The 19,344-nt window shown below is 64.7% G+C and carries 15 protein-coding genes; 6 read left to right on the top strand and 9 right to left on the bottom strand.

The window, feature by feature from the left end; genetic code table 11:
- Window positions 1-146: 146 nt before the first annotated feature.
- The 9 genes from ACYU81_RS15330 to ACYU81_RS15290 all read right to left on the bottom strand — a co-directional run bounded on the left by ACYU81_RS15330 (window position 147) and on the right by ACYU81_RS15290 (window position 12,639).
- A complete protein-coding gene (locus ACYU81_RS15330; protein ID WP_460988481.1) occupies window positions 147-1,835 on the bottom strand; it encodes an FAD-binding protein in 1,689 nt (562 codons plus the stop codon).
- A gap of 167 nt (window positions 1,836-2,002) precedes the next feature.
- Window positions 2,003-3,025, bottom strand: a complete 1,023-nt coding sequence (locus ACYU81_RS15325; RefSeq protein WP_460988480.1) for a zinc-dependent alcohol dehydrogenase — start codon at window positions 3,023-3,025, stop codon at window positions 2,003-2,005.
- Window positions 3,025-3,699, bottom strand: a complete 675-nt coding sequence (locus ACYU81_RS15320; RefSeq protein ID WP_460988479.1) for an SDR family NAD(P)-dependent oxidoreductase — start codon at window positions 3,697-3,699, stop codon at window positions 3,025-3,027. Before ACYU81_RS15320 ends, ACYU81_RS15325 begins: the two co-directional genes overlap by 1 nt.
- A gap of 23 nt (window positions 3,700-3,722) precedes the next feature.
- Complete coding sequence (locus tag ACYU81_RS15315) at window positions 3,723-5,081, bottom strand: spinster family MFS transporter (protein ID WP_460988478.1); 1,359 nt, start codon at window positions 5,079-5,081, stop codon at window positions 3,723-3,725.
- A 161-nt stretch (window positions 5,082-5,242) separates the two neighbouring features.
- Window positions 5,243-6,091, bottom strand: coding sequence for a TauD/TfdA dioxygenase family protein (locus ACYU81_RS15310; RefSeq protein WP_460988477.1), 849 nt, complete (start codon window positions 6,089-6,091; stop codon window positions 5,243-5,245).
- Between the two features lie 20 nt (window positions 6,092-6,111).
- Window positions 6,112-7,857, bottom strand: a complete 1,746-nt coding sequence (locus ACYU81_RS15305) for an N-acyl-D-amino-acid deacylase family protein (protein WP_460988476.1) — start codon at window positions 7,855-7,857, stop codon at window positions 6,112-6,114.
- Between the two features lie 210 nt (window positions 7,858-8,067).
- Entirely contained in the window at window positions 8,068-8,997 is a 930-nt protein-coding gene (locus ACYU81_RS15300) for a phytanoyl-CoA dioxygenase family protein (RefSeq protein WP_460988475.1), read from the bottom strand.
- 49 nt (window positions 8,998-9,046) lie between these two features.
- Complete coding sequence (locus tag ACYU81_RS15295; RefSeq protein ID WP_460988474.1) at window positions 9,047-10,429, bottom strand: spinster family MFS transporter; 1,383 nt, start codon at window positions 10,427-10,429, stop codon at window positions 9,047-9,049.
- A gap of 122 nt (window positions 10,430-10,551) precedes the next feature.
- Entirely contained in the window at window positions 10,552-12,639 is a 2,088-nt protein-coding gene (locus ACYU81_RS15290; protein WP_460988473.1) for an acyl-CoA dehydrogenase family protein, read from the bottom strand.
- A gap of 154 nt (window positions 12,640-12,793) precedes the next feature.
- On the opposite strand from ACYU81_RS15290, the gene ACYU81_RS15285 reads away from it, so the two are divergent.
- From ACYU81_RS15285 to ACYU81_RS15260, 6 genes are all read left to right on the top strand, one after another.
- Window positions 12,794-13,609: an enoyl-CoA hydratase gene (locus ACYU81_RS15285; protein WP_460988472.1), complete on the top strand. Its 816-nt coding sequence runs from the start codon at window positions 12,794-12,796 to the stop codon at window positions 13,607-13,609.
- Window positions 13,606-14,397: an enoyl-CoA hydratase-related protein gene (locus ACYU81_RS15280; protein WP_460988471.1), complete on the top strand. Its 792-nt coding sequence runs from the start codon at window positions 13,606-13,608 to the stop codon at window positions 14,395-14,397. The genes ACYU81_RS15285 and ACYU81_RS15280 overlap by 4 nt, the downstream gene beginning before the upstream one ends.
- Before the next feature lie 135 nt (window positions 14,398-14,532).
- The gene (locus ACYU81_RS15275; RefSeq protein ID WP_460988470.1) at window positions 14,533-16,419 is read left to right on the top strand and encodes a flavin-containing monooxygenase; all 1,887 of its coding nucleotides are present in this window, start codon (window positions 14,533-14,535) and stop codon (window positions 16,417-16,419) included.
- A 10-nt stretch (window positions 16,420-16,429) separates the two neighbouring features.
- The gene (locus ACYU81_RS15270; RefSeq protein ID WP_460988469.1) at window positions 16,430-17,326 is read left to right on the top strand and encodes an IclR family transcriptional regulator; all 897 of its coding nucleotides are present in this window, start codon (window positions 16,430-16,432) and stop codon (window positions 17,324-17,326) included.
- Between the two features lie 2 nt (window positions 17,327-17,328).
- Complete coding sequence (locus ACYU81_RS15265) at window positions 17,329-18,420, top strand: Zn-dependent alcohol dehydrogenase (protein ID WP_460988468.1); 1,092 nt, start codon at window positions 17,329-17,331, stop codon at window positions 18,418-18,420.
- Window positions 18,417-19,292, top strand: a complete 876-nt coding sequence (locus tag ACYU81_RS15260) for an alpha/beta hydrolase (protein WP_460988467.1) — start codon at window positions 18,417-18,419, stop codon at window positions 19,290-19,292. The genes ACYU81_RS15265 and ACYU81_RS15260 overlap by 4 nt, the downstream gene beginning before the upstream one ends.
- Window positions 19,293-19,344 lie beyond the last annotated feature (52 nt).

Below are 19,344 nucleotides of genomic sequence, written 5' to 3'. Positions count from 1 at the left end.
TCGGCAGCGTCAGATAAGAAGCGGGACCCCGGATCAAGTCTGGGGTGACGACCACTAGAACATGATCATGCTCCAGCCTTCACCTCCCCGCTGAAAAGGTGACCTTGCCGGTCAGCCGGGCAGGCCGCCTCTTCAGCTTGTCAGGATCAGGCGTTGCCGCCCGTCATGTCGCGGGCGGCGACATAGGCGAAGGTCATGGCGGGGCCGATGGTGACGCCTGCGCCGGGATAGCTTTCGCCCATGGCTGAGGCGGCGTTGTTGCCGACCGCGTACAGACCGGTGATCGGTGCGCCTGTGTCGTCCAGAACCTGCGCCTTGGCATTGGTGAGCAGGCCGCCATTGGTGCCGATGTCGCCCGGATAGATCGGCATGGCGTAGAAGGGGCCTTTGTCGAGTGGGCGCAGGCAGGGGTTGGGGCCGTGGCGGAAGTCGCCATACATTTTGTCATAGGCCGCTTCGCCGCGATGAAATTCGGGGTCTTCGCCCTTGGCCGCATGGGTGTTGAACTGGGCGATGGTGGCCGAAAGGGCCGCAGGATTGATGCCGATCTTGCCTGCCAGTTCCTCGATAGAGCGGCCCTGTTTCAAGATGCTGCGCACGCCCTTGTTGTGGATGAACGTCGGCATGAGCGGGTAGAGCGGACCCATCGGGAATTTATGGCGATAGGTGTGGTCGAAGATCATCCAGCTGGGGCTGGCGTCATTATGTTCCGCTTCCCGCCGGGCCATTTGCTGGCCGACGATATGGTAGGAGGCGGCTTCGTTGAGGTAGCGCTTGCCGCTCTGGTTGACCATGAGGCAGCCGGGGAGCGCGCGCTCGACGGTGCAGAGCCGTCCCCGATCCTCGCCGGGCACGTAGAAGACGGGCGCGGCCCAGGCCGATTGCAGGTTCAGCATGTTCGCGCCGACGGCTTCACCCGCGCGGATTGCGTCGCCGGTGTTGCTGGTGACGCCGCCCGAGTAGCGCGACGTCGGGTAAAGCGGCGAATTGGCGTCGCGCATCGTCTGGTTCTTGTCGAAGCCGCCAGCGGCGAGGACCACGCCCTTGCGCACGCCGATGCGGTAGGGCTTGCCATCCTTTTCGACCACGGCGCCGGTGACGCGGCCACCTTCGCGGATCAGTTCGCTGAGCGGGGTGTTGAGCCAGACGGGCACGCCCGCCTTATCGAGCGCCATGCGCAGGCCGCCGGTCAGCGCATTGCCGAGCGTCAGGCGGCGATCCTTGCGCGAAGTCAGGCGGAAGGGAAGGTCGAGCCAGTAGCGCGACATGTTGACGACGAGGTTCTTCACCCAGCCCTTCGTGCGGTAGAGCAGTTCGCTCGTTTCGCTGAAATGCCAGTTGAGATAGCCGAACAGGCTGGCCGCAGGGGAAGCGAAGCGCAGGGTGCGGATTTCCTTGCCGAGCGGCTTGCCATCGATCGGCATGGGCAGATGGGTGCGATAGCCCTGCGCCGATCCGCCGGGATTTTCCGCATGATAATCGGGATAGGGGAAGGCCATGTACTGGACCGGCGTGTTCGCCATGACCCAGCGCAGCATGGGCGCGGCATTATCGACATAGGCGCGGATATTTTCGTCGGGGACATTGTCGGCGGACAGACCGCGCAGATAGGTGAAGGCGTTGTCGAGATTGTCCTCAAAGCCCGCCGCCCTGGCGACGTCGCTGCCCGGAATCCAGATGCCGCCGCCCGATGTCGCCGACGTGCCGCCCCACAGGTCGGCCTTTTCGACGATCAGCACGTCGGCGCGGTTGTGCGCGCCGACGAGGCCCGCGAGCAGGCCGCCCGCGCCCGACCCCACCACCAGAATGTCGACTTCTTTGTCCCAATTGCTCATTATAGCCCCATTCCGATCCGGGTTCCAAAGCGGACGAGGAGCGCTGCCGCCATCAGGCCGCTGCGCTAATCCCCTCCCGCAATATTCACGCGAACTGTGCCCTTCCGGGCTATAATGTCAACTTCTTGCGTAGCTGGCGGGTGATTTTAGCATGCAAGGATGACGGTTCAGGGGCGAATCAGCACCTTGCATTCGCGCGGCTGGCTGCGCAGCGCCTCAAAGGCGGCGGGCAGTTCATCCAGGCTAACGGTGGAGGTGTGGATAGGCTTTGGCTTGATCGTGCCGGTGGCGATGGCGTGGATCACTGCCTCGAAATCCCGTTCGTTGTAGGCCTGGCTGTAGCGGATGGTCAGTTCCTTGCCGAGGGCGATGACGGGGGTGATCGTTTCGTCGTGCAACACCACGCCCGCGACGATGATCTGCGCGCGGACGGCGGCGAGCTGCATCGCCTGGTTGAAGATGCCGGGAACGCCAATGCATTCGAAGATGATCCGGGGCGCATTTTCGCCGGTTGCCTGAGCGAAGGCGGCGGCGACGTCCTGCGCCTGTGGATCGATGACGGCGGTGGCGCCGACTTGCTGCGCCAGCGCGCGGCGTTCGGGAGAGCGCTCGCTCACCACCACATGGCGCGCACCGGCGTGGCGGGCGAACAGGGCGACCGCAATGCCGATGGGGCCAGCGCCGAGCACCAGAACGGCCGCATCCTTGGGCATGTGGGCCAGGGACACGATATGGTGGCCGACGGCGAGCGGCTCGACCAGCGCGCCTTCCTCAAGGGTGACGCCTTCGGGCAGGCGCTGGACCATGTCGGCGCGGGCCGACACGAGCTGCGCATAGGCTCCCTGCGCGAGGAGGTTGGTGCCGGTGAACAGGTTGGTCGGGCAGAGCGCGGGCAGATCGGCATCGCAGGCCGGGCAGTGATGGCAGGCGTTCAAGGGAAGGGCGGTCACGCGGTCGCCGACTTTCCACGGGCCTTTCACGTCGCGGCCAAGGGCGGCGATGGTGCCGGCGAACTCATGCCCCAATATGAGGCCCGAGGGCGTATGGGCGCTTTCCGCCATGTGGAGGTCTGACCCGCAAATCCCGGCATTGGCGACTTCCAATATGACCTGGTCGGCGGCTGGCACCGGATCGGCGACGGTTTCGATGGCGAGCGGCTGGCCTGCTCCGCGGAAGATGGCGGCGCGCATCAGCAGCGGCCCGTCACGGGGATGCAGGCGCCCGTCACAGCGGCTGCGCCGTCCGACAGGAGGAAGGCGATGACGCTGGCGACCTGCGCGGGGGACACCCAGCGGCTGAAGTCCGCATCGCTCATGTCCGCGCGGTTGGCGGGTGTGTCGATGATGGAGGGCTGGACGGCGTTGACGCGAACGCCATTGTCCTTTTCTTCTTCGGCCAGCGCTTCGGTGAGCTTTGCGATGCCCGCCTTGCTGGCGGCATAGGCGCCCATGCCTGCCCCAGCCTTGATCGCGGAGGCCGCGCCGATGCTGACGATGGCGCCGCCGCCGTCGCGCAGGGAGGGGAGGGCGGCGCGGACGGCGTTGACGGCGGTGCGCAGGTTGATGTCGAACAGCGTCGCCCAGGTCGCGACATCGCCATCCGCGACGGTTTCCCAGCGAAAGGTGCCTGCGACATTGACGAGCGCTGCGACCGGGCCGTTGGCGTTGATCGCCTGATTGACCGCAGTTGCCGTTGCGTCGGGATCGGCGAGGTCGACGCCGCCCAGATAGGTGCCCTGCATCGCGGCGCCTGCGCTGTCGGCGCGGTCGATGCCGGTCACTTTATAGCCTGCCTGGCTTAGCGCCTGAGTGACGGCCTGGCCCAATATGCCGGCGGCGCCGGTCACGATTGCGTGCGTTTTCATGCTCTCTTCTCCTGTCTCTGCGATCAGAGCGTCGATTCTTTCAGCTTCCCTTGGCCGAGCGGCGAGGGGGCTTCATCAGGGCCGCCGACGCGGGTCAGATCGTGGGGATAATGAACCGAAGCCCGCCAGAAAAGCAGCCCGCCGAAAATTGTCAGTACCGAAAGCAAGAAGAGGCTGACGCGGAGGGATTCGGCGCCGAACCGGTCAGCCAGCAAGTCGCTGACGACCCCGCCTATCACTGGGCCAAATGCGCTGCCGATCACGTTGATGATGACGACCAGCATCGCGGTTGCCTGCGCCCGTTGATGCGGCAGGACGAGGCGGGCGGCGGCTCCGAAGGAAGGGCCTGCCCACATGGCCGCCATCATGCCGGTGAGGATGGAAAGCAGCGCGACGCCAGGGACGCGCAGGCCGCCGATCTGCACCGCCGTTCCGCCCGGCAGGGTGAACATGACGATGAAGACCGGGAAGGCGAGGAGGAAGGCGATGGCGGGCACGCGCAGTTGCCAAGCTTCGCCACGGACGCGCAGGCGGTCCACGATGACGCCGCTGAGCAAGCTGCCCGTGATGCCGCCGATCGCCGCGCCGATGCCGAGCCAAGTGCCTGCCTCGACAAGGGTCATGCCATGGGAGCGCATGAAGAAGGCGGGCGTCCAGATGGCGGCGGCATAGCCGAATATGTTGAAGGTGCCGACGCCCAGGCCAAGCAGGCGCAAGGACGGGATCGACCAGCAGCGGCGGATGGCGCGCCACAGGCTTTCGGACGGCCCATCGCGGGTAACCTGCATAGCCTTGCTGCGGCGAGGGCCGGTAAGCCAGAGCAGCAGCGCCAGGGGGAAGCCGGGAATGGCGAGCGCGAAAAAGGCCCAGCGCCAGCCCCACATCGCGGCCACGGCTGCGCCGCCGGTCAGGCCGAGCACGACGCCGATATAGGTGGAGGCGGAAAGGACGCCCATGGCGCTAGACCGGCGACGCTCGTCATAAAGGCTGGCGAGGAGGGATTGCGCAGGCGGCAGGCCGCCCGCTTCGCCGATGCCGACCATCAGGCGAGCGACGCTCATCTGTAATATATTGCCAGCCGCGCCGCATGCTGCCGTTGCCGCGCTCCACAAGGTCGCGGACAGGGTGAGGACCCCGCGTCGCGACCAACGGTCTGCGAGGCGCGCGAGCGGCATGCTGAACAACACGTAACTGGCGACGAAGCCGGGTCCGCCGACGAGGCCGAGGAGCGAATCGGACGCGCCGAATTCCGATTTGATCGCGGGAATAAGGACGGAGAAGACGTGGCGATCCGCGTAGCTCAACGAATTGATCGCGAGCAGCAGCAGCAAGATATAGAGCGCATAGCCCGCGTGGGCCGGGCGTTCCTCCGTCGGCGCCATCATTCTCTCCTCACATTGGCAGGCAGCCGGTCCGCGTCGCAAAAACTTCATGGCCGAATGCAATTATTCAGGGAGGGATGGCGCAGATGCATCGGATTCGCAAGCGCGGAGGTCATCCAATCCGCAAATATGAAGTGCTGCCCGTGAATATGCGACGGTTGTCAGTGCGCTGAGGCAGTTATGGGATCATGCGGACCTTTGGGCGGATGGCCTACGAGCGCGACGCGCTTCATGACGCGGCGGGTGTTGTAATCCGCGATCGCGCAATGCTGGGTCGTGCGATTGTCCCAAAAGGCGATGTCGCCAACATTCCAGGAGAAGCGGACCTGAAATTCCGGCCGCTTCACATGATTGAGCAGGAAGTCGAGCAGCATGCGGCTTTCCTCCTGCGACACGCCCATGATCTGCGTCGTCCAGTTGGCGTTGATGTTGAGCGCCTTGCGTCCGCTGACCGGGTGCACTTCCACCAGCGGGTGGATGGCGGTGGAAAAGCTGTGCACCTTGTCCCCCAGCATGTCGCGCATCGATTGGCTGCGGGCGGCGAGCGGCTGGATGGAATGAAGGGCGCTGAGGCCGTCGATCAGGTCCTTGATCGGCTGGGACAGCGCTTCATAGGCGGCGACCGAGCTGATCCAGCAGGTGTCGCCGCCGACGTCGGGCTTCACCATGCATTGGAGCAGCGAGCCCATGGGCGGCGCTTCGAGATAGGTGCGATCCCGATGGAGATATTCAGCGCCCGCGCCTTTTGCTGAATTGCTTTCCATCCACAGCACTTCGCGCCGGGCGGCGGGATCGGGCTGAATCTCCGAGAGGTCGAGCGTGCCGAAATGACGCCCGGCGCGCATATGTTCTTCCTCCGACAAGGACTTTTGATTGCGGAAGAAGACGACATAATTGTCATAGAGCGCGTCGCTGATCGCGGCGACGGTTTCGGGCGAAAGATCGGTGGAGAGGTCGACGCCCCTTATTTCCGCGCCGATCGCGCCGGTCAGCTTGATGACTTCGATCATGACGATTTCCTTCCGATGATTCAGGCAGCGGCCAGCGGGGCGCCCGGCGCCACGACATGGCCCGGCAGGGCGCCGGTCAGCTGTCCATTGATGACGATCGGCTGGCCGTTGACGATGGTCGCCTTGACCCCGGTGCCCAGCGCCTTCCAACGGCCGATGCCGCCCGGCAGGTCGTGCACGAATTCCTTGCGCCACGGGCCGATGGTTTCGGGGTCGAAGATCATGATGTCGGCCCAGCCGCCGACGCGCAGCGTGCCGCGATCGGCGAAACCGAGCATCGCGGCCGGGACTTGCGTTATCTGGCGGATGCCTTCTTCCAGCGTCCAGCGTTTGCGCTGGAGAACCCAGGAGCGCAGGAAATAGGAGCTCCAGTCCGCGCCATCATCCTTGTGCAGATGTGCGCCGCCGTCCGACACGCCGACGATCATGTTGGGATGCCCCTGTGCCACATCGACTGCTGCGGCCCATTCGGGGCTTTCGGTGCGCCAGCGGAAGGTGGTGCGCAGATCCTCATCCTGCGCCAGGTCGAGCATCGCGTCCATCGGCGCGACGCCCCAATCCTGCGCCAGCGCGCCGATCGACTTGCCTTCGAGGGAGCGATTCCGTTCCTCGGCGACTTGCACCACATAGACGTCGGGCCATTGCGGCGGGGGGAGTGTGGTGCCCTTTGACGGGTCACGGTTGCACTCTTCGACGGAGTTGCGAACCCGGTCGCGCCATATTGTGTCGCGCAGTGCGGCGCGCCTTTCCGCGTCGGGCAAGTTCAACAGGTCGTTGAAGGCGAAGCACGCCTTATAGTGGACATTGTTGGGGCCGATTTCGACGGTGCGGTCGAACGGGCGGCTCATCAGCAGCGAATAGACAGGCGTACCGCGCGCGGTTGCATCGTCGAGGAAGCGGGACGCCCTGTCCCAGCTGGCGGTTGGCACATCGACCTTGCTCGCCCCGCCGATGCCCTGAATGATCACGGGGAGGCCCGATGCCTCGCCGATCTGGAGCAGGAGGTCATAATCCTCCTGCGTCATGCCGCCGATGGCGCTGGCGGGCAGGTAGCAGATGGTGCCCGGCCGCGTCCGTCCGGCGGCGGCGCTGAGCGCCAGAAGTTCGTCCCGGCTGGCGCGGCGGGAGGGTACTGGGCGTCCCTTGATATCGAGATGCGTGGGGGCGGCCGAAGAGGAGAGGCCAGCGGCGCCCGCCTTGACTGCTTCATCCACAATCGCCTGCATGGCGGCGATCTCTTCGGCCGTTGCGTCGCGGTCGTAGGCGCCTTCGCCCATGACCCAGCGGCGGATATTGGAATGGCCGACATAGCAGGCGAAATTGACGCCTAGCCTGCCTTTCAAGGACGCCAGATACTCGGGGAAGGTTTCGAAATTGTCCCACGGTACGCCGGACAGGGCGATGGGGTTCATATCCTCTACGCTGGCGAAGATGTCGGTCAGGAATTCCCGGTCATCCTTGCGCACGGGCGCCGCCGAGAAGCCGCAATTGCCCGCCAGTACGGTTGTGACGCCATGGAAGCAGGACATGGTGGCGTAGGGATCGAAGGTGATCTGCGGATCATAATGGGTGTGCGGATCTACTATGCCCGGTGCGACGATCATGCCGGTGGCGTCGATCTCCTGCTCCGCCGTCGCTTCGGCGAGGAGGCCCAGGGCGGTGATATGGCCGTCCTTGACGCCGACATCGATCCGGCGGCGGGGGAGGCCGGTGCCGTCGATCACCAAGCCGCCGCGAATGATCAAATCGAATGTCTGCGATGTCATGCGCCGGGTCGCTCTCGTTGGTTCTGCTGTACGGCGAAGATTTATTCCCAATATGGAATAGGGTTCACCCATAGGCGCAGCTTTGCCGCCTATCCGGAAAAGGCGTGCGGCAGCTCATCGGCCGAAGGTGAAGCCGTTGATGTGCAGAGGGGCTGAAAGCGGAGAAGCGGGCCTGGCCGGAACGGTCGCGGCAGGCCCCGCATTCTTACCTCACCATTCCATCTCGGGCGTGACGATCAGTTCCTTCACCGCGTCGGGAGCATAGGTCCAGGGTTCGTCGAAGCCGACGGAGACCGAGCTGTAGCCAAGGATCTGGCGCAGGATTTTGGACGATCCCTTCATCACTTCGGGGTCGATCGTCATCGGGAAGTTGATCATAGGCTTCCACCAGGGCGGGCAATATCCGATGATCACGCCAGCGCGTTCAAGGTCCGTTGACGTGTTCGCGCCCGTGCCGTGCAGCAGCAGGTCGGTATAGATCAGCACCGATCCGGCGGGCGCTTCGGCGGGCACGGATTCATATTGGACGGCCCAGGATTGTGGCTCCGTGTCGCGGTGGCTGCCCGGAACCATGCGGGTCGCGCCATTGGCTTCGACGAAATCATCCAGGCACCAGATGAAGCGGGTCTGCGCGGCGCCTGCCGACAGCGGCATCGCGCCGCTGCGGTCGCGGTGGATGCCCTGTTGCGCGCTGCCGGGGCGGGTGACGTTGGCGCCATAGCTGTGCACCAGATAGGATTCGTCCAGCGTCTGCGGCCCCAGCAGTTCGCGGGTGAGCTGAAGCGGCAGTTCATGTTCGAGGATGTCGCGGAAGAAGCGTTCCCGGTTCATCAGATGGCAACCCGACATGCGGCGATTAAGGTCGTCATTATCGGTGTAGAAGCGGCGGACGCGCTCTTCATCGATCGCTTCTTCGCGGGCGATTTCGGCGGCGAGGAAGTCGCGCATTTCGCGCGCCTTGTCCTTGCTGACGACCTCGGCCGCGACGGCGTAGCCCGCGCGGTCAAGATCGGCGCGGATCTGGTCCATGTCCTTGGTCGGTTGCGGCAGGGGGCCGTCAAATTCCAGAGGCTTTACGGGGCGCGTGTCCATTGCGCCCATATTGTGCGTGACCTGCCTTTTCGCGTTTCCGGTAGCCATGGCTTATCCTCTCTCCGATATTCGTCCGGTGTTTCGGTTCACCTGTATTTTATAACCGTTGCGCTGTGCAATCAATTCGTACAGTCGTTGTACTTTCTTGCTTCAGCGCGCGCATCGCCATGGTCCAGTGCCAGGCGGCCCACAGGAAGAAGGCGGTGAGGCAGATCATGGCGTCCCGCAGGCCGAGCGCCGCGTCGCCGCCGCGCAGATAGGCGAAGGCGTCGCTCAGCACGCCTGCCACAAGAGGCCCCATCGATACGCCGATCAGGTTCGCCGCAACGATGTTCATGGCGCTTGCCCGCGCGCGCATCGATACCGGCGCGAGGCTTTGGGTGAGGGCGATCGAGGGTGCGGTCCAGAAGGAGCCGACGATGTAGCTGGGGATGAGGACGAGGAGAACCGCCTGCCCATCCGCCATGCTGAGCGCGATGATGTCCAGCGGGATGCAGAGGAGCATGCCCGCGATCGGCAGCCAGAGCGCCATATGGAGGCCCGATTTGGCAAGCCGCGTTCCTTGCCAGCCGCCTGCCCAGGTGCCGATAGCTCCACATATGCCGGTCAGCAGGCCGAGGCCGACGCCGACATGCGCCAGGCTCATGCCATGGTTGCGGATGAGGAAGGAGGGCAGCCAGGTCGAAATGCCGGTTTGGGCAAAGGCCATGATCGCGGTCCCGGCGACGATGTGCAGGAAGGCGCGCCGTTGTGAGAGGACACGCAGGCTTTGAAAGAAATTGAGTGTCGCGGGCGCTTCGGCCGGTTGATCGGAGGGGTCTTCCGTGCCGCCACGGATCGGCTCGCGGGCGATAAGGGGGAAGAGGATCGCGATCAGGATGCCGGGGGCGCCCGCCAGCAGAAGGGCCGTACGCCAGTCGGTCGCCTGCGCGACGATGCCGCCTATGGAAAGGCCTGCCATGATGCCGACGGGCACGCCTATGGCGAAGATGCCTGCTGCAGCGGGTCGCTCGCGCGGCGGGTAGAGGTCTGAGATGAGGGAGTGGGCGGCGGGGGCGAAGCCTGCCTCCGCAAGGCCGACGCCCATGCGTGCTGTGAAGAAGGCTCCGAAGCTGCGGGTGAGGCCGCACAGGGCCGTCATGACGCTCCAGCTGGCGGTGAAGAGCGCGATCAGCCGTACGCGATTGACGCCCCGATCGATCAGCTGGGCGATGGGAATGCCCATCAAGGTGTAGAAAATCCCGAAGGCGCCGCCGGTCAGCAGGCCGAGTTCCCAGTCGGCGAGCTGGAAGTCGGCCTTTATCGGTTCCTGCAAGATGACGACGATCTGGCGGTCGAGATAGTTGAGGCTGTAGATGAAGGCGAGCATCAGGAGCATCGCTGTGCGGCGTTGAGCCTTGAGCGGCGCGGATGCTGCGAGCGCATCGGGGTCGGCTGTTGGGAGCGCGTCCGACATGGTGAGCGGTGCCGGGTTCGTCATCAGCTTGTCTCCCATGGAGCCGCCGTCTTGCGCAACGGCTTAGTCATGGGGGCCAAGATCATCGGATCACGGTCAGGATCAATGCGGGCGCGCAACTTTCCGCGCATATGGAAGCCCGCAGGTCAGGCGCGCGGCAGGCCGAGATGATGCTGGGCGATGATGGTGCGATGCACTTCGCTGGTGCCGCCATAGATGGTCTGGCCGATGGACTGGCGGTAGGATTCCTCGATCTTCGCCAAGGCGGGCGTTTGGTGGGTGAGCGTGCCGGGCGCGGCGAGGGCGGCGAGATCGGCGGCATCTGCCATGTAGATTTCGGTGGTGAACATCTTGGCCATCGGGCCGATGGCGCGGGTCATACGGCCCGCTTCGATTGCCCAGGTGACGCGGCGGCACATAAGGTCGGCGATTTCCAGATGGGCGCGCACGCGGGCAAGGCGGGCGCGGACGGCTGGCTTGTCGATCGGGCGCTTGCCCGACGCGTCGCTGCTGCTGGCCCAGTCGAGCGCGGCGCGCATCAGGCTGTGATGATAGATATGATAGCCTTCGCCGCCATGTTCGATTTCCATGGCGGCGGCCATGACCTTCAGCCCGCCATTGACATCGCCGAGGCGGTAGCGGTCGGGCACGCGCACATCGTCGTAGAAGGTGATGTTGGTGCGCTCATCCGGGAGCGTGTCGACCGGCTGGATCGTGACGCCCGGCAGGTTCATGGGGAAGAAGAAGAGGGTGATGCCCTTATGCTTGGGCGCGTCCGGATCGGTGCGGGCGAGCATCAATATATAATCGGAAATATGCGCGCCGGTCGTGAACATCTTCTGTCCGGTGATGATCCAGTCATCGCCATCGCGCACGGCGCGGGTGCGAGCGGCGTACATGTCCGATCCTGATGCTGGCTCGGTAAAGCCGAGGCAGGCGAGCGCCGATCCATCGGCGAGGCGCGGGAGGACTTCGGCCTTTAGTTCGGGCGAGCCGAACTTCATCGTCATGCGCGCGCCCATGTTGGTGCAGCCAATGGGGATGCGGGAGAGGCCGAATTCCTCGAACACGCGGCCGAGCGCGGTGACTTCCATGGGGCTGCGGTCTTGCCCGCCCCACTCGCGCGGCCAGTCGGGATAAGCGAGGCCAGCGGCGGCAAGCTGGCGGTGGAGGTCTGGAAGGTGGCCGTCGGTGGATGTGGCGGCGGCGGCGCGCAGTTCGGGGGTGACTGCGGTTTCGAGGAAGGCGCGTACTTGCGTCGCGAAGCCTTCTTCGGCCGGGGTGAAGCCCATTTCGATGCCGGGATCGCCTGCATCGGGTAGCGCGGTTGTTGCGCCCGCCCAGAGCCGATCGCCTGCATCGATCAGCCGGTCTTCGGGGTCGCCCTCCGCCAGTGCGACGCGGTCGATCGCAAGGAAATAGAGGTGGATGTCATATTCGTCGGAGAGGCCGTAGCCGCCGAAGGTGCGTAACGCCCGGCGCACGGCAGCGCGGGCGGTGGTGGCGGTCCACCAACTGGTAAGGGCGGCGAGCGCCCCTGCTTCGGACTGTTGCTGCGCTACGCCCCAGATCGTGCGCCATAGCAGCAGGCGGCCGCCCTCCATGTCGGTGATGGAGTCGGCGAGGGGGAAGGCCACGCCCTGAAATGCGCCGATCGGCTGGTCGAACTGCTTGCGGTCGGTGGCGTAGGCGGAGGCCATTTCGATGGCGCGGGTGCCTGCGCCTACCAGCCAGGCGGAGTGGAGCAGGGTTCGTTCGGTGAGCGCGGCTTCGAAGGACTGCCTTGCCGCGTTGCCGCTGGCGATGGCGCGCCTTTCGCCGGTGGGCAGGAGGGCTTGGATGGCGTCGGATTCCCAGCTTAGCTGGATGCAGCCGTTCTGCGCGTCGAGGCTGATGGGGGTGGACGTTGCTTGTTCGAGCAGCGCGGCGGCGGCTTCGCCTTCAAGCTGGCCCAGAAGGGCGCAGGCGGCGATGCCGTCCGCGATCGGGAGAGGTGCGGCGCCCCGGCCTGCCGCTTCGCAGATCAGCGCTGCTTCCATGAGGCCCATGCCAAGGCCCCCGCGATCTTCGGGCGCGCGCATGGTGATGAAGCCCATCTGCGCCGCCTCGCTCCAGAGGTTGGCGTCGACGGCGCCCTTCGATGCGCGCGCGGCCTGCACTACCTCTTGCCGATCGAAGAAGCGGAGGGCCGCTTCCTGCATCATGGCCTGCTGTTCGCTGAGTTCGAGATTCATGCCAATTCCATCTTGTTCGCGCCTTCCTGCTTGGCCATCCTGAAGCGTAGGATGTCAATTTGGCGGCAGCGCGCTTCCGGTAGTGCGGAAGGGCGCTGGTAGCGGATGCTCGAAGCGTCGATCGCGCGCAACCAGCGGTCCAGGAGTAAGGCAGATGGTAGAATATATCCGTTACGCGGTCGAGGAACGGGTCGCGACGATCACGCTGGATCGCGCCGACCGGGCGAACGCGCAGAATGAACCCTTTTTGCAGCAGTTGAACGAGGCGTGGGAAAAGGCGGCGGCGGATGAGTCCGTGCGGGTCATCCTGCTGCGCGCGGAGGGCAAGCATTTTTCCGCCGGGCATGATGTGAGCGCGGAGGCCATTCGTGACGGGTCGTTCAACCGCATTCGCGAGACGATCCCGGAGCGTGGGCTGCTCGGCATCCATGAATGGGAGGCGAAGCATTATCTCGGCTATTCCAAGCGTTGGCGCGATATTCCCAAGCCATCGATCGCGGCGGTTCAGGGCGCCTGCATCGCGGGTGGGCTATTGCTCGCATGGCCGTGTGACCTGATCATCGCGGCCGATGATGCGCGCTTTTCCGATCCGGTGGTGCTGATGGGCATTGGCGGGGTCGAATATCATGGCCACACATGGGAGCTGGGGCCGCGCAAGGCGAAGGAGATGCTGTTCACCGCCAAGCCGATCGACGCGCATGAGGCGGAACGGCGGGGCATGGTGAACCGGGTCGTGCCGCGCGCGGAGCTGGATGCAGAGGCGCTGGCGCTCGCTCGTGAGATTGCGCAGATGCATCCGCATGCGCTGGCCATGGCGAAGCGCGCGGTGAACCAGACGCTGGACATTATGGGGCAGAGCACTGCGCTGCAAAGCTGTTTCGACATTCACCAGCTTGGCCATGCGTCGGCCTATGGCCAGACCGGCGAGTTCATTGTCGCGGGCATGGACAAGGTGAAGTCGCACTCATGAGCATAGTGACGCAAGTCGAGGGCGGGGTCGCCACGTTGACGCTGGACCGGCCCGATCGGTTGAACGCGGTTACGGAGGCTATGCTGGATGAGATCGCGCTGACATTGCGTGGCTGGTCGATCGATCCGGCGGTGCGCTGCGTCGTGCTGGCGGGTGCGGGGCGCGGTTTTTGTGCGGGTTATGATTTGTCGGGTGAGGGCAAAGAGGCGCGGGCCGAGCCGATGCGGGCTGATGAGGCGGCGGCGCGGATGAGCGTTCATGGCGAAATTCCGCTGCTGCTTCATCGCATGCCCAAGCCGACTGTCGCTTGCTTGCGTGGGCCGGTGGCGGGGAGCGGGCTGGTGATGGCGGCTGCGTGCGACCTGCGGATCGCTTCGCGGACGGTGAAGTTCAAGCTGGCCTTTGCCAGCGCCGGGCGGTGCGGCGATCCGGGGGGTAGCTATCTGCTCACTCGGCTGCTGGGCGCGACGCGGGCGCGGGAGATGTTCCTGCTGGACGAGCCGATGCTGGGGGATGAGGCGCTGGCGAGCAGGCTGGTCAATCGGCTGGTTGAGGATGCGGCGCTTGACGCCGAATGCGCGACTGTGGCGGCGAAGCTGGCGAGTGGGCCGACGGCGGCCTTTGCGGCGATGAAGCGTAATCTGAATGCGGCGGGGGTTATCGCGCTGGAGGAAAGCATGGCGCAGGAGGCGGCTGCCAATGCGCAGATCAGCTTGTTTTCGCATGATGCGAGTGAGGCAGCGCGGGCCTTCATGGAGGGGCGTTCGCCCAATTTTCTCGGTTACTGACGAGCCGCAATTGGCACCTGTTCCGGCATGGCGGAATTGGAGCGGGTTCGACTTACCTCGTGCCAAAGATTCGATATTGCAAAAAACAAGATTGGCGCGCTCGCATGCGCCAGACATGCAGATGGGACAGGATGAATGGCCACCGCGGCAAAGGCGATCGACACTGACAGCATCCGGCGCGCGGTTGAGCTGGCGGACCTGAACGCGCTGCGGATCGCGCTCTACCAGAATAGCGGGGATGAGGAGATTGCCGCCCTGCCTGCCGCTGCGCAGATGAGCGAAGGGCAGAAATCGCTGCTGAAGGCGCGCGCGGTCGAGTGGCTGGCGGATAATGCCGGTGCGGTGGATTTGCCGGAGCCGCCTGAGGCCGAATTGCGCCGCCTGATGACGATGTTGTCGGGCGAGATGACCGATGTCGAGTTCGAAGCGCGGCGTGACCTTCCGGCTTTCCGTGCTGTTCCTTGCGCCGTCGAATGGCAGGGTGAGAAGCCGGAGATTCCAGAAGGTTTCCGGATCGTCATCATCGGCAGCGGCCCGGCGGGGATCGCGGCGGGCGTGCAGTGTGAGTTGCTCGGCCTGCCCTATCTGTTGCTGGATCGTCAGCCTGAGGCGGGGGGTACGTGGACGATCAACCGCTATCCCGATGTGCGGGTCGATACGCCGTCCATCACCTATGAATATAGTTTTGAGAAGCTGTATCCCTGGGGCGAGCATTTCAACCGGGGTGAGGATGTTCGCACTTATCTGCAACATGTCTCGCGCAAATATGGGGTGATGGCGAACAGCCGCTTTGGCCATGATGTGAAGGGTGCGGTGTTTGACGAAGGCTGCAACGTCTGGCGGCTGGATGTCGAAACGCCGGGCGGGCGTCAGGAGATCGTCGCCAATGTGGTGATCACCGCTTGCGGCACATTTGCCAATGCGCAGTTGCCCGACATTGAGGGCGTGCATGATTTCGGCGGGCAGATCATCCATCCGTCCGCCTGGCCGGAGGGGTTGGACCTGACGGGCAAGCGGGTCGCCATCATCGGCAATGGATCAACCGGCGTGCAATTGCTGAGCGCTGTCGCGCAAAAGGCGGGGCATGTCAGCGTCGTGCAGCGCACCCCGCAATGGATCAGCCCGCGCGAGAAATATGGCGCGCCGATCGAGCCGGAACTGGCCTGGCTCAACGAGAATATGCCCGGATACTGGAACTGGTCGCGCTATACCGCGACGATGCCGTTGTTCGACATCGACCGGTTGCAGCGTGTCGATCGCGAATGGCAGGCGCAGGGGGGTAAGGTCAGCAAGGCGAATGACGAGATGCGCGCCTTCCTGACCAATTATATCCGGCAGGAAACCGGTGGTCGCGAGGATCTGATCGAGAAGCTGATCCCGGACTATGCACCGATGTCGCGCCGCCCGGTGGTGGACAATGGATGGTATCGCGCGCTGACCCGCGACAATGTGGAGTTGCTGACGGGTTCGGTGGCGCGGTTTACGAAGACGGGCTTTGTGATGGCGGACGGGGCGGAGCGGGACTTTGACGTGGTCATCGCCGCGACGGGGTTCGATGTGCTCAAATATCTCTGGCCCGCGCGGTACAAGGGGTTGGAGGGCAAGGACCTGCATGAGACATGGGACGCGGGTGATGGGCCGCGTGCCTATCTGTCGATGATGGTGCCGCAATTCCCGAACCTGTTCATGCTGTACGGCCCCAATTCGCAGCCGCTGACGGGGGGCACGGGCCTGCCGCAATGGTGGCTGATCTGGGCGAGCTATGCGGCTCAATGCGTCATGCGCATGCTAAAGGAAGACAAGTGGCGCGTCGATGTGAAGGCCGAGGCTTTCGAGCGCTATAATCGTGAACTGGATGCCGAGGCGCAGGGCTGGCTTCAGATGACGCCCGAGGGGGGTATCGAGAAGAATTATTATGTGAACCGCGAGCATCGCAGGCTTCAGGTCAACGCGCCGTGGCTTAGCCCCGATTATCACCGCATGTGCACGGTGGTGAATTGGGACGATCTGGAACTGAGCTGAGGGAATAGCGATGCCCCGTCCGGCCTTGGCCGCGTCACGCGCCATCGACATATTGAACTTCATGGCGGCGGCGCCGTTGCGCGGCTATTCGCTGACGGAGTTGGTGCGGCAGCTAGACCTCAATCCCGCATCCTGCCACGCCTTGTTGGGGGCGATGACGCGGGATGGGTATCTGGTCAGGGCGCAACGGGGGCGGGTTTATAGGCTTGGCCCGGCGTTGATCGCGATTGGGCATGCCGCTCTGCAATGCCATCCGGTGGTGGCGGCTGCGCGGAACCAGATCGCGCTGCTGTCCGCCGAACTGGACCTGGACAGCCTGCTGACCGCGCGGCTGGATGACCAGCTGATCGCGCTTGCATCGGAGGGGCCGGGACGTATGCCGGGTCTCGCGGTCGGTCAGCGGGCTCCGCTCATTCCGCCGCTTGGTACGCCCTTTCTTGCCTGGGCGAACGAGCGGGAGGTGGATGGCTGGCTCTCCAAGGCGGCGGGCGCGATCGACGCTGACCGGCTGCGGCAGTCGCTCGCGATGGTGCGGCAGCGCGGCTATGCCGTGACGCAACGCAGCCCCGAGCAGGCGGCGACTGGGCTCGCCGTTCTGGGCATGGCGGAGGAACCGCTGGCCGGAGACTGGCAGAAGCGGGTTGCCGAACGGATCGGGCAGATGGGCGAGGATTATCTGATGATCGAGGCGCAGCCCGACCGGCTGCATCCGGTGATGATGATCTCTGCCCCCGTATTTGGTGCGGATGGCGCGGTGCTGTGTACTTTGTCGCTGTTCGGTTTTGACCGGCCTTTGCCGCTGAGCCGGATCGCCGCTCTGGGCGAAGCCGTCGCGCGCCATTGCAGGGCGGCGAGCGCGACGCCGGACGAGCCGGACAAGCGGATGACTGAAGGTGGGAGAGGCTGAACATGCGGGCGCTGATCTACGAAGGGCCGGGCAAGATCCGTTTTGTCGAGGATGTCGAAGTGCGCGAGCCGGGGCCAAGCGAAGTGCTGGTGCGCATCGTGGCGAGCGGCATTTGCCATTCCGACATTTCGGTTATCAACGGCACGATCGACTGGCCTGCGCCTGCGGTGCTGGGCCATGAGGGCGCGGGCATCGTCGAAAAGCTGGGGCCGGGCGTCACCGAACTGGCGGTGGGCGACCATGTGGCGCTGCATACGCTGGCCAATTGCGGGCGCTGTGGCCCGTGCGAGAGTGGCAGGCCGACCCATTGTCGCCAATCCTATGGCAATCGCGCCCAGCCGTTCAGCCGCAATGGAGAGCCGGTGTCGAGCTTTGCGGCGACGTCGACCTTTGTCGAGAAGACGGTGGTGAAGGCCAATCAGGCGGTCAGGATCGATCCGACCGTGCCGCTCGACATTGCCTGCGTCGTGGGTTGCGGCGTGCTGACCGGGGTGGGATCGGTTGTCAACCGGGCGCGGGTGAAGCCGGGCGAGACGGCGGCGGTGTTCGGGATTGGCGGCATCGGGCTTAATGTGTTGCAGGGGCTGCGGCTTTCGGGGGCGAGCCGGATCATCGCGATCGATTTGCTGCCTACACGTGAGGAGAAGGCGCGGGAGTTCGGGGCGACCGACTTTATCGATGCATCGCAGGGTGATGTGCCGCAGCGGATCAAGGACATCGTGTCGGGCGGCAATCCCGATCATGGCAGTGGTGTCGATTGGGCTTTCGAGTGTGTCGGCAGTACGCGGGTGCTGAACGATGCCATGGCGAGCCTTGGCTGGGGCGGCAATTGCGTGATCGTCGGGACGACCGCGATGGGCACGATGGCGGAGGTTTCGCTGACGCCGCTCTCTTTTGTCGATCGCGGGATGATGGGCGCGCGCTATGGGGCTTCGCGGCCGCATCAGGATATCCCATCCTATATTGCGCAATATCGGCAGGGTAAGCTGCTGCTGGATGAGCTGGTGACGCAGCGTTATGATCTTGCTGACTTCGAACGGGCGTTCCACGATCTGGAGGAAGGGAAGCTGGCGCGCGGGGTGTTTGTGCTGTGACCGGGCTGGGGTCCTGGGAGTTGCCGCCGTTGCGGGCGGGCTATGCCGCCGATGAGGCTCTGGTCGAGCGGCGGGCGCGGGCGGCGGGTCCAGCCGATGCTGCGGCACGCGCCGGCGAGGCGGTTATTGGTGGCGTGCGTTGTTTGGTCATCGAGCCGCGTGGACGTGATGCGCGGGGGGAAATGATCTACCTGCATGGCGGGGGATATCGGCTGGGGTCGCCGCTCGCCTATGTGGATTATGCGCAAAGGATCGCGGATGCAGCGGGACGGCGGATCATCCTGCCCTTTTATCCGCTTGCGCCTGAGCATCCGTTTCCAGCGGCGCTGCATGCTGTTGTGGCGGTTTATCGGGGGTTGGAGGACAGGCGATCGGTGGTGGTTGCGGGCGATTCTGCCGGTGGCGGGTTGGCGGCGGCGCTGTGCATATTGGCGGCGCGGGCTGGTGAGCGGCCTGCGGGTGCTGTTCTGGTGTCGCCGATGCTGGATTTGACGGCGCGGGGCGAGAGCCTTGATCGTAATGCGGTGCGTGATCCTATGTTTTCCAAGGCTGCCGTGTTGGATAGCGCGGGGCTTTATTTGCAGGGGCATGATCCGCGCGATCCGCTGGTTTCGGCGCTGGAGGCTGACCCGGCGGACTTTCCGCCGACATTGGTGCTGACGGGCGGCGCGGAAGTGTTGCTGGATGAGGCGGTTGCCTTTGCCAAGCGGCTGGCGGTGGGGGATCGGCGGGTCACGTTGCATGTCGCGCCGGGCATGGGCCATGTCTGGCCTTTGCTGGCGCCTGAAACCAGCGAAGCGCGGGATGCGGTCGCGGCGATTGCGGGCTTTGTGACAGCGCTGAAATCTACTGGCTCCGAGGATTCCGCGTAGCCGGAAAGCCGTCCCGCTTAATTGCCAGACGCGGGCGGGTGCAGGACAACAA

This window comes from Sphingobium sp. TomTYG75, from assembly GCF_054771635.1.
This window is presented reverse-complemented; position numbering and strand designations above follow the sequence as displayed.

Bases quoted from the DNA above. Each gene is read 5' to 3' on its own strand.
- ACYU81_RS15330 (WP_460988481.1), bottom strand. From the start codon at position 1,835: ATGAGCAATTGGGACAAAGAAGTCGACATTCTGGTGGTGGGGTCGGGC.
- ACYU81_RS15325 (WP_460988480.1), bottom strand. From the start codon at position 3,025: ATGCGCGCCGCCATCTTCCGCGGAGCAGGCCAGCCGCTCGCCATCGAA.
- ACYU81_RS15320 (WP_460988479.1), bottom strand. From the start codon at position 3,699: ATGAAAACGCACGCAATCGTGACCGGCGCCGCCGGCATATTGGGCCAG.
- ACYU81_RS15315 (WP_460988478.1), bottom strand. From the start codon at position 5,081: ATGGCGCCGACGGAGGAACGCCCGGCCCACGCGGGCTATGCGCTCTAT.
- ACYU81_RS15310 (WP_460988477.1), bottom strand. From the start codon at position 6,091: ATGATCGAAGTCATCAAGCTGACCGGCGCGATCGGCGCGGAAATAAGG.
- ACYU81_RS15305 (WP_460988476.1), bottom strand. From the start codon at position 7,857: ATGACATCGCAGACATTCGATTTGATCATTCGCGGCGGCTTGGTGATC.
- ACYU81_RS15300 (WP_460988475.1), bottom strand. From the start codon at position 8,997: ATGGCTACCGGAAACGCGAAAAGGCAGGTCACGCACAATATGGGCGCA.
- ACYU81_RS15295 (WP_460988474.1), bottom strand. From the start codon at position 10,429: ATGACGAACCCGGCACCGCTCACCATGTCGGACGCGCTCCCAACAGCC.
- ACYU81_RS15290 (WP_460988473.1), bottom strand. From the start codon at position 12,639: ATGAATCTCGAACTCAGCGAACAGCAGGCCATGATGCAGGAAGCGGCC.
- ACYU81_RS15285 (WP_460988472.1), top strand. From the start codon at position 12,794: ATGGTAGAATATATCCGTTACGCGGTCGAGGAACGGGTCGCGACGATC.
- ACYU81_RS15280 (WP_460988471.1), top strand. From the start codon at position 13,606: ATGAGCATAGTGACGCAAGTCGAGGGCGGGGTCGCCACGTTGACGCTG.
- ACYU81_RS15275 (WP_460988470.1), top strand. From the start codon at position 14,533: ATGGCCACCGCGGCAAAGGCGATCGACACTGACAGCATCCGGCGCGCG.
- ACYU81_RS15270 (WP_460988469.1), top strand. From the start codon at position 16,430: ATGCCCCGTCCGGCCTTGGCCGCGTCACGCGCCATCGACATATTGAAC.
- ACYU81_RS15265 (WP_460988468.1), top strand. From the start codon at position 17,329: ATGCGGGCGCTGATCTACGAAGGGCCGGGCAAGATCCGTTTTGTCGAG.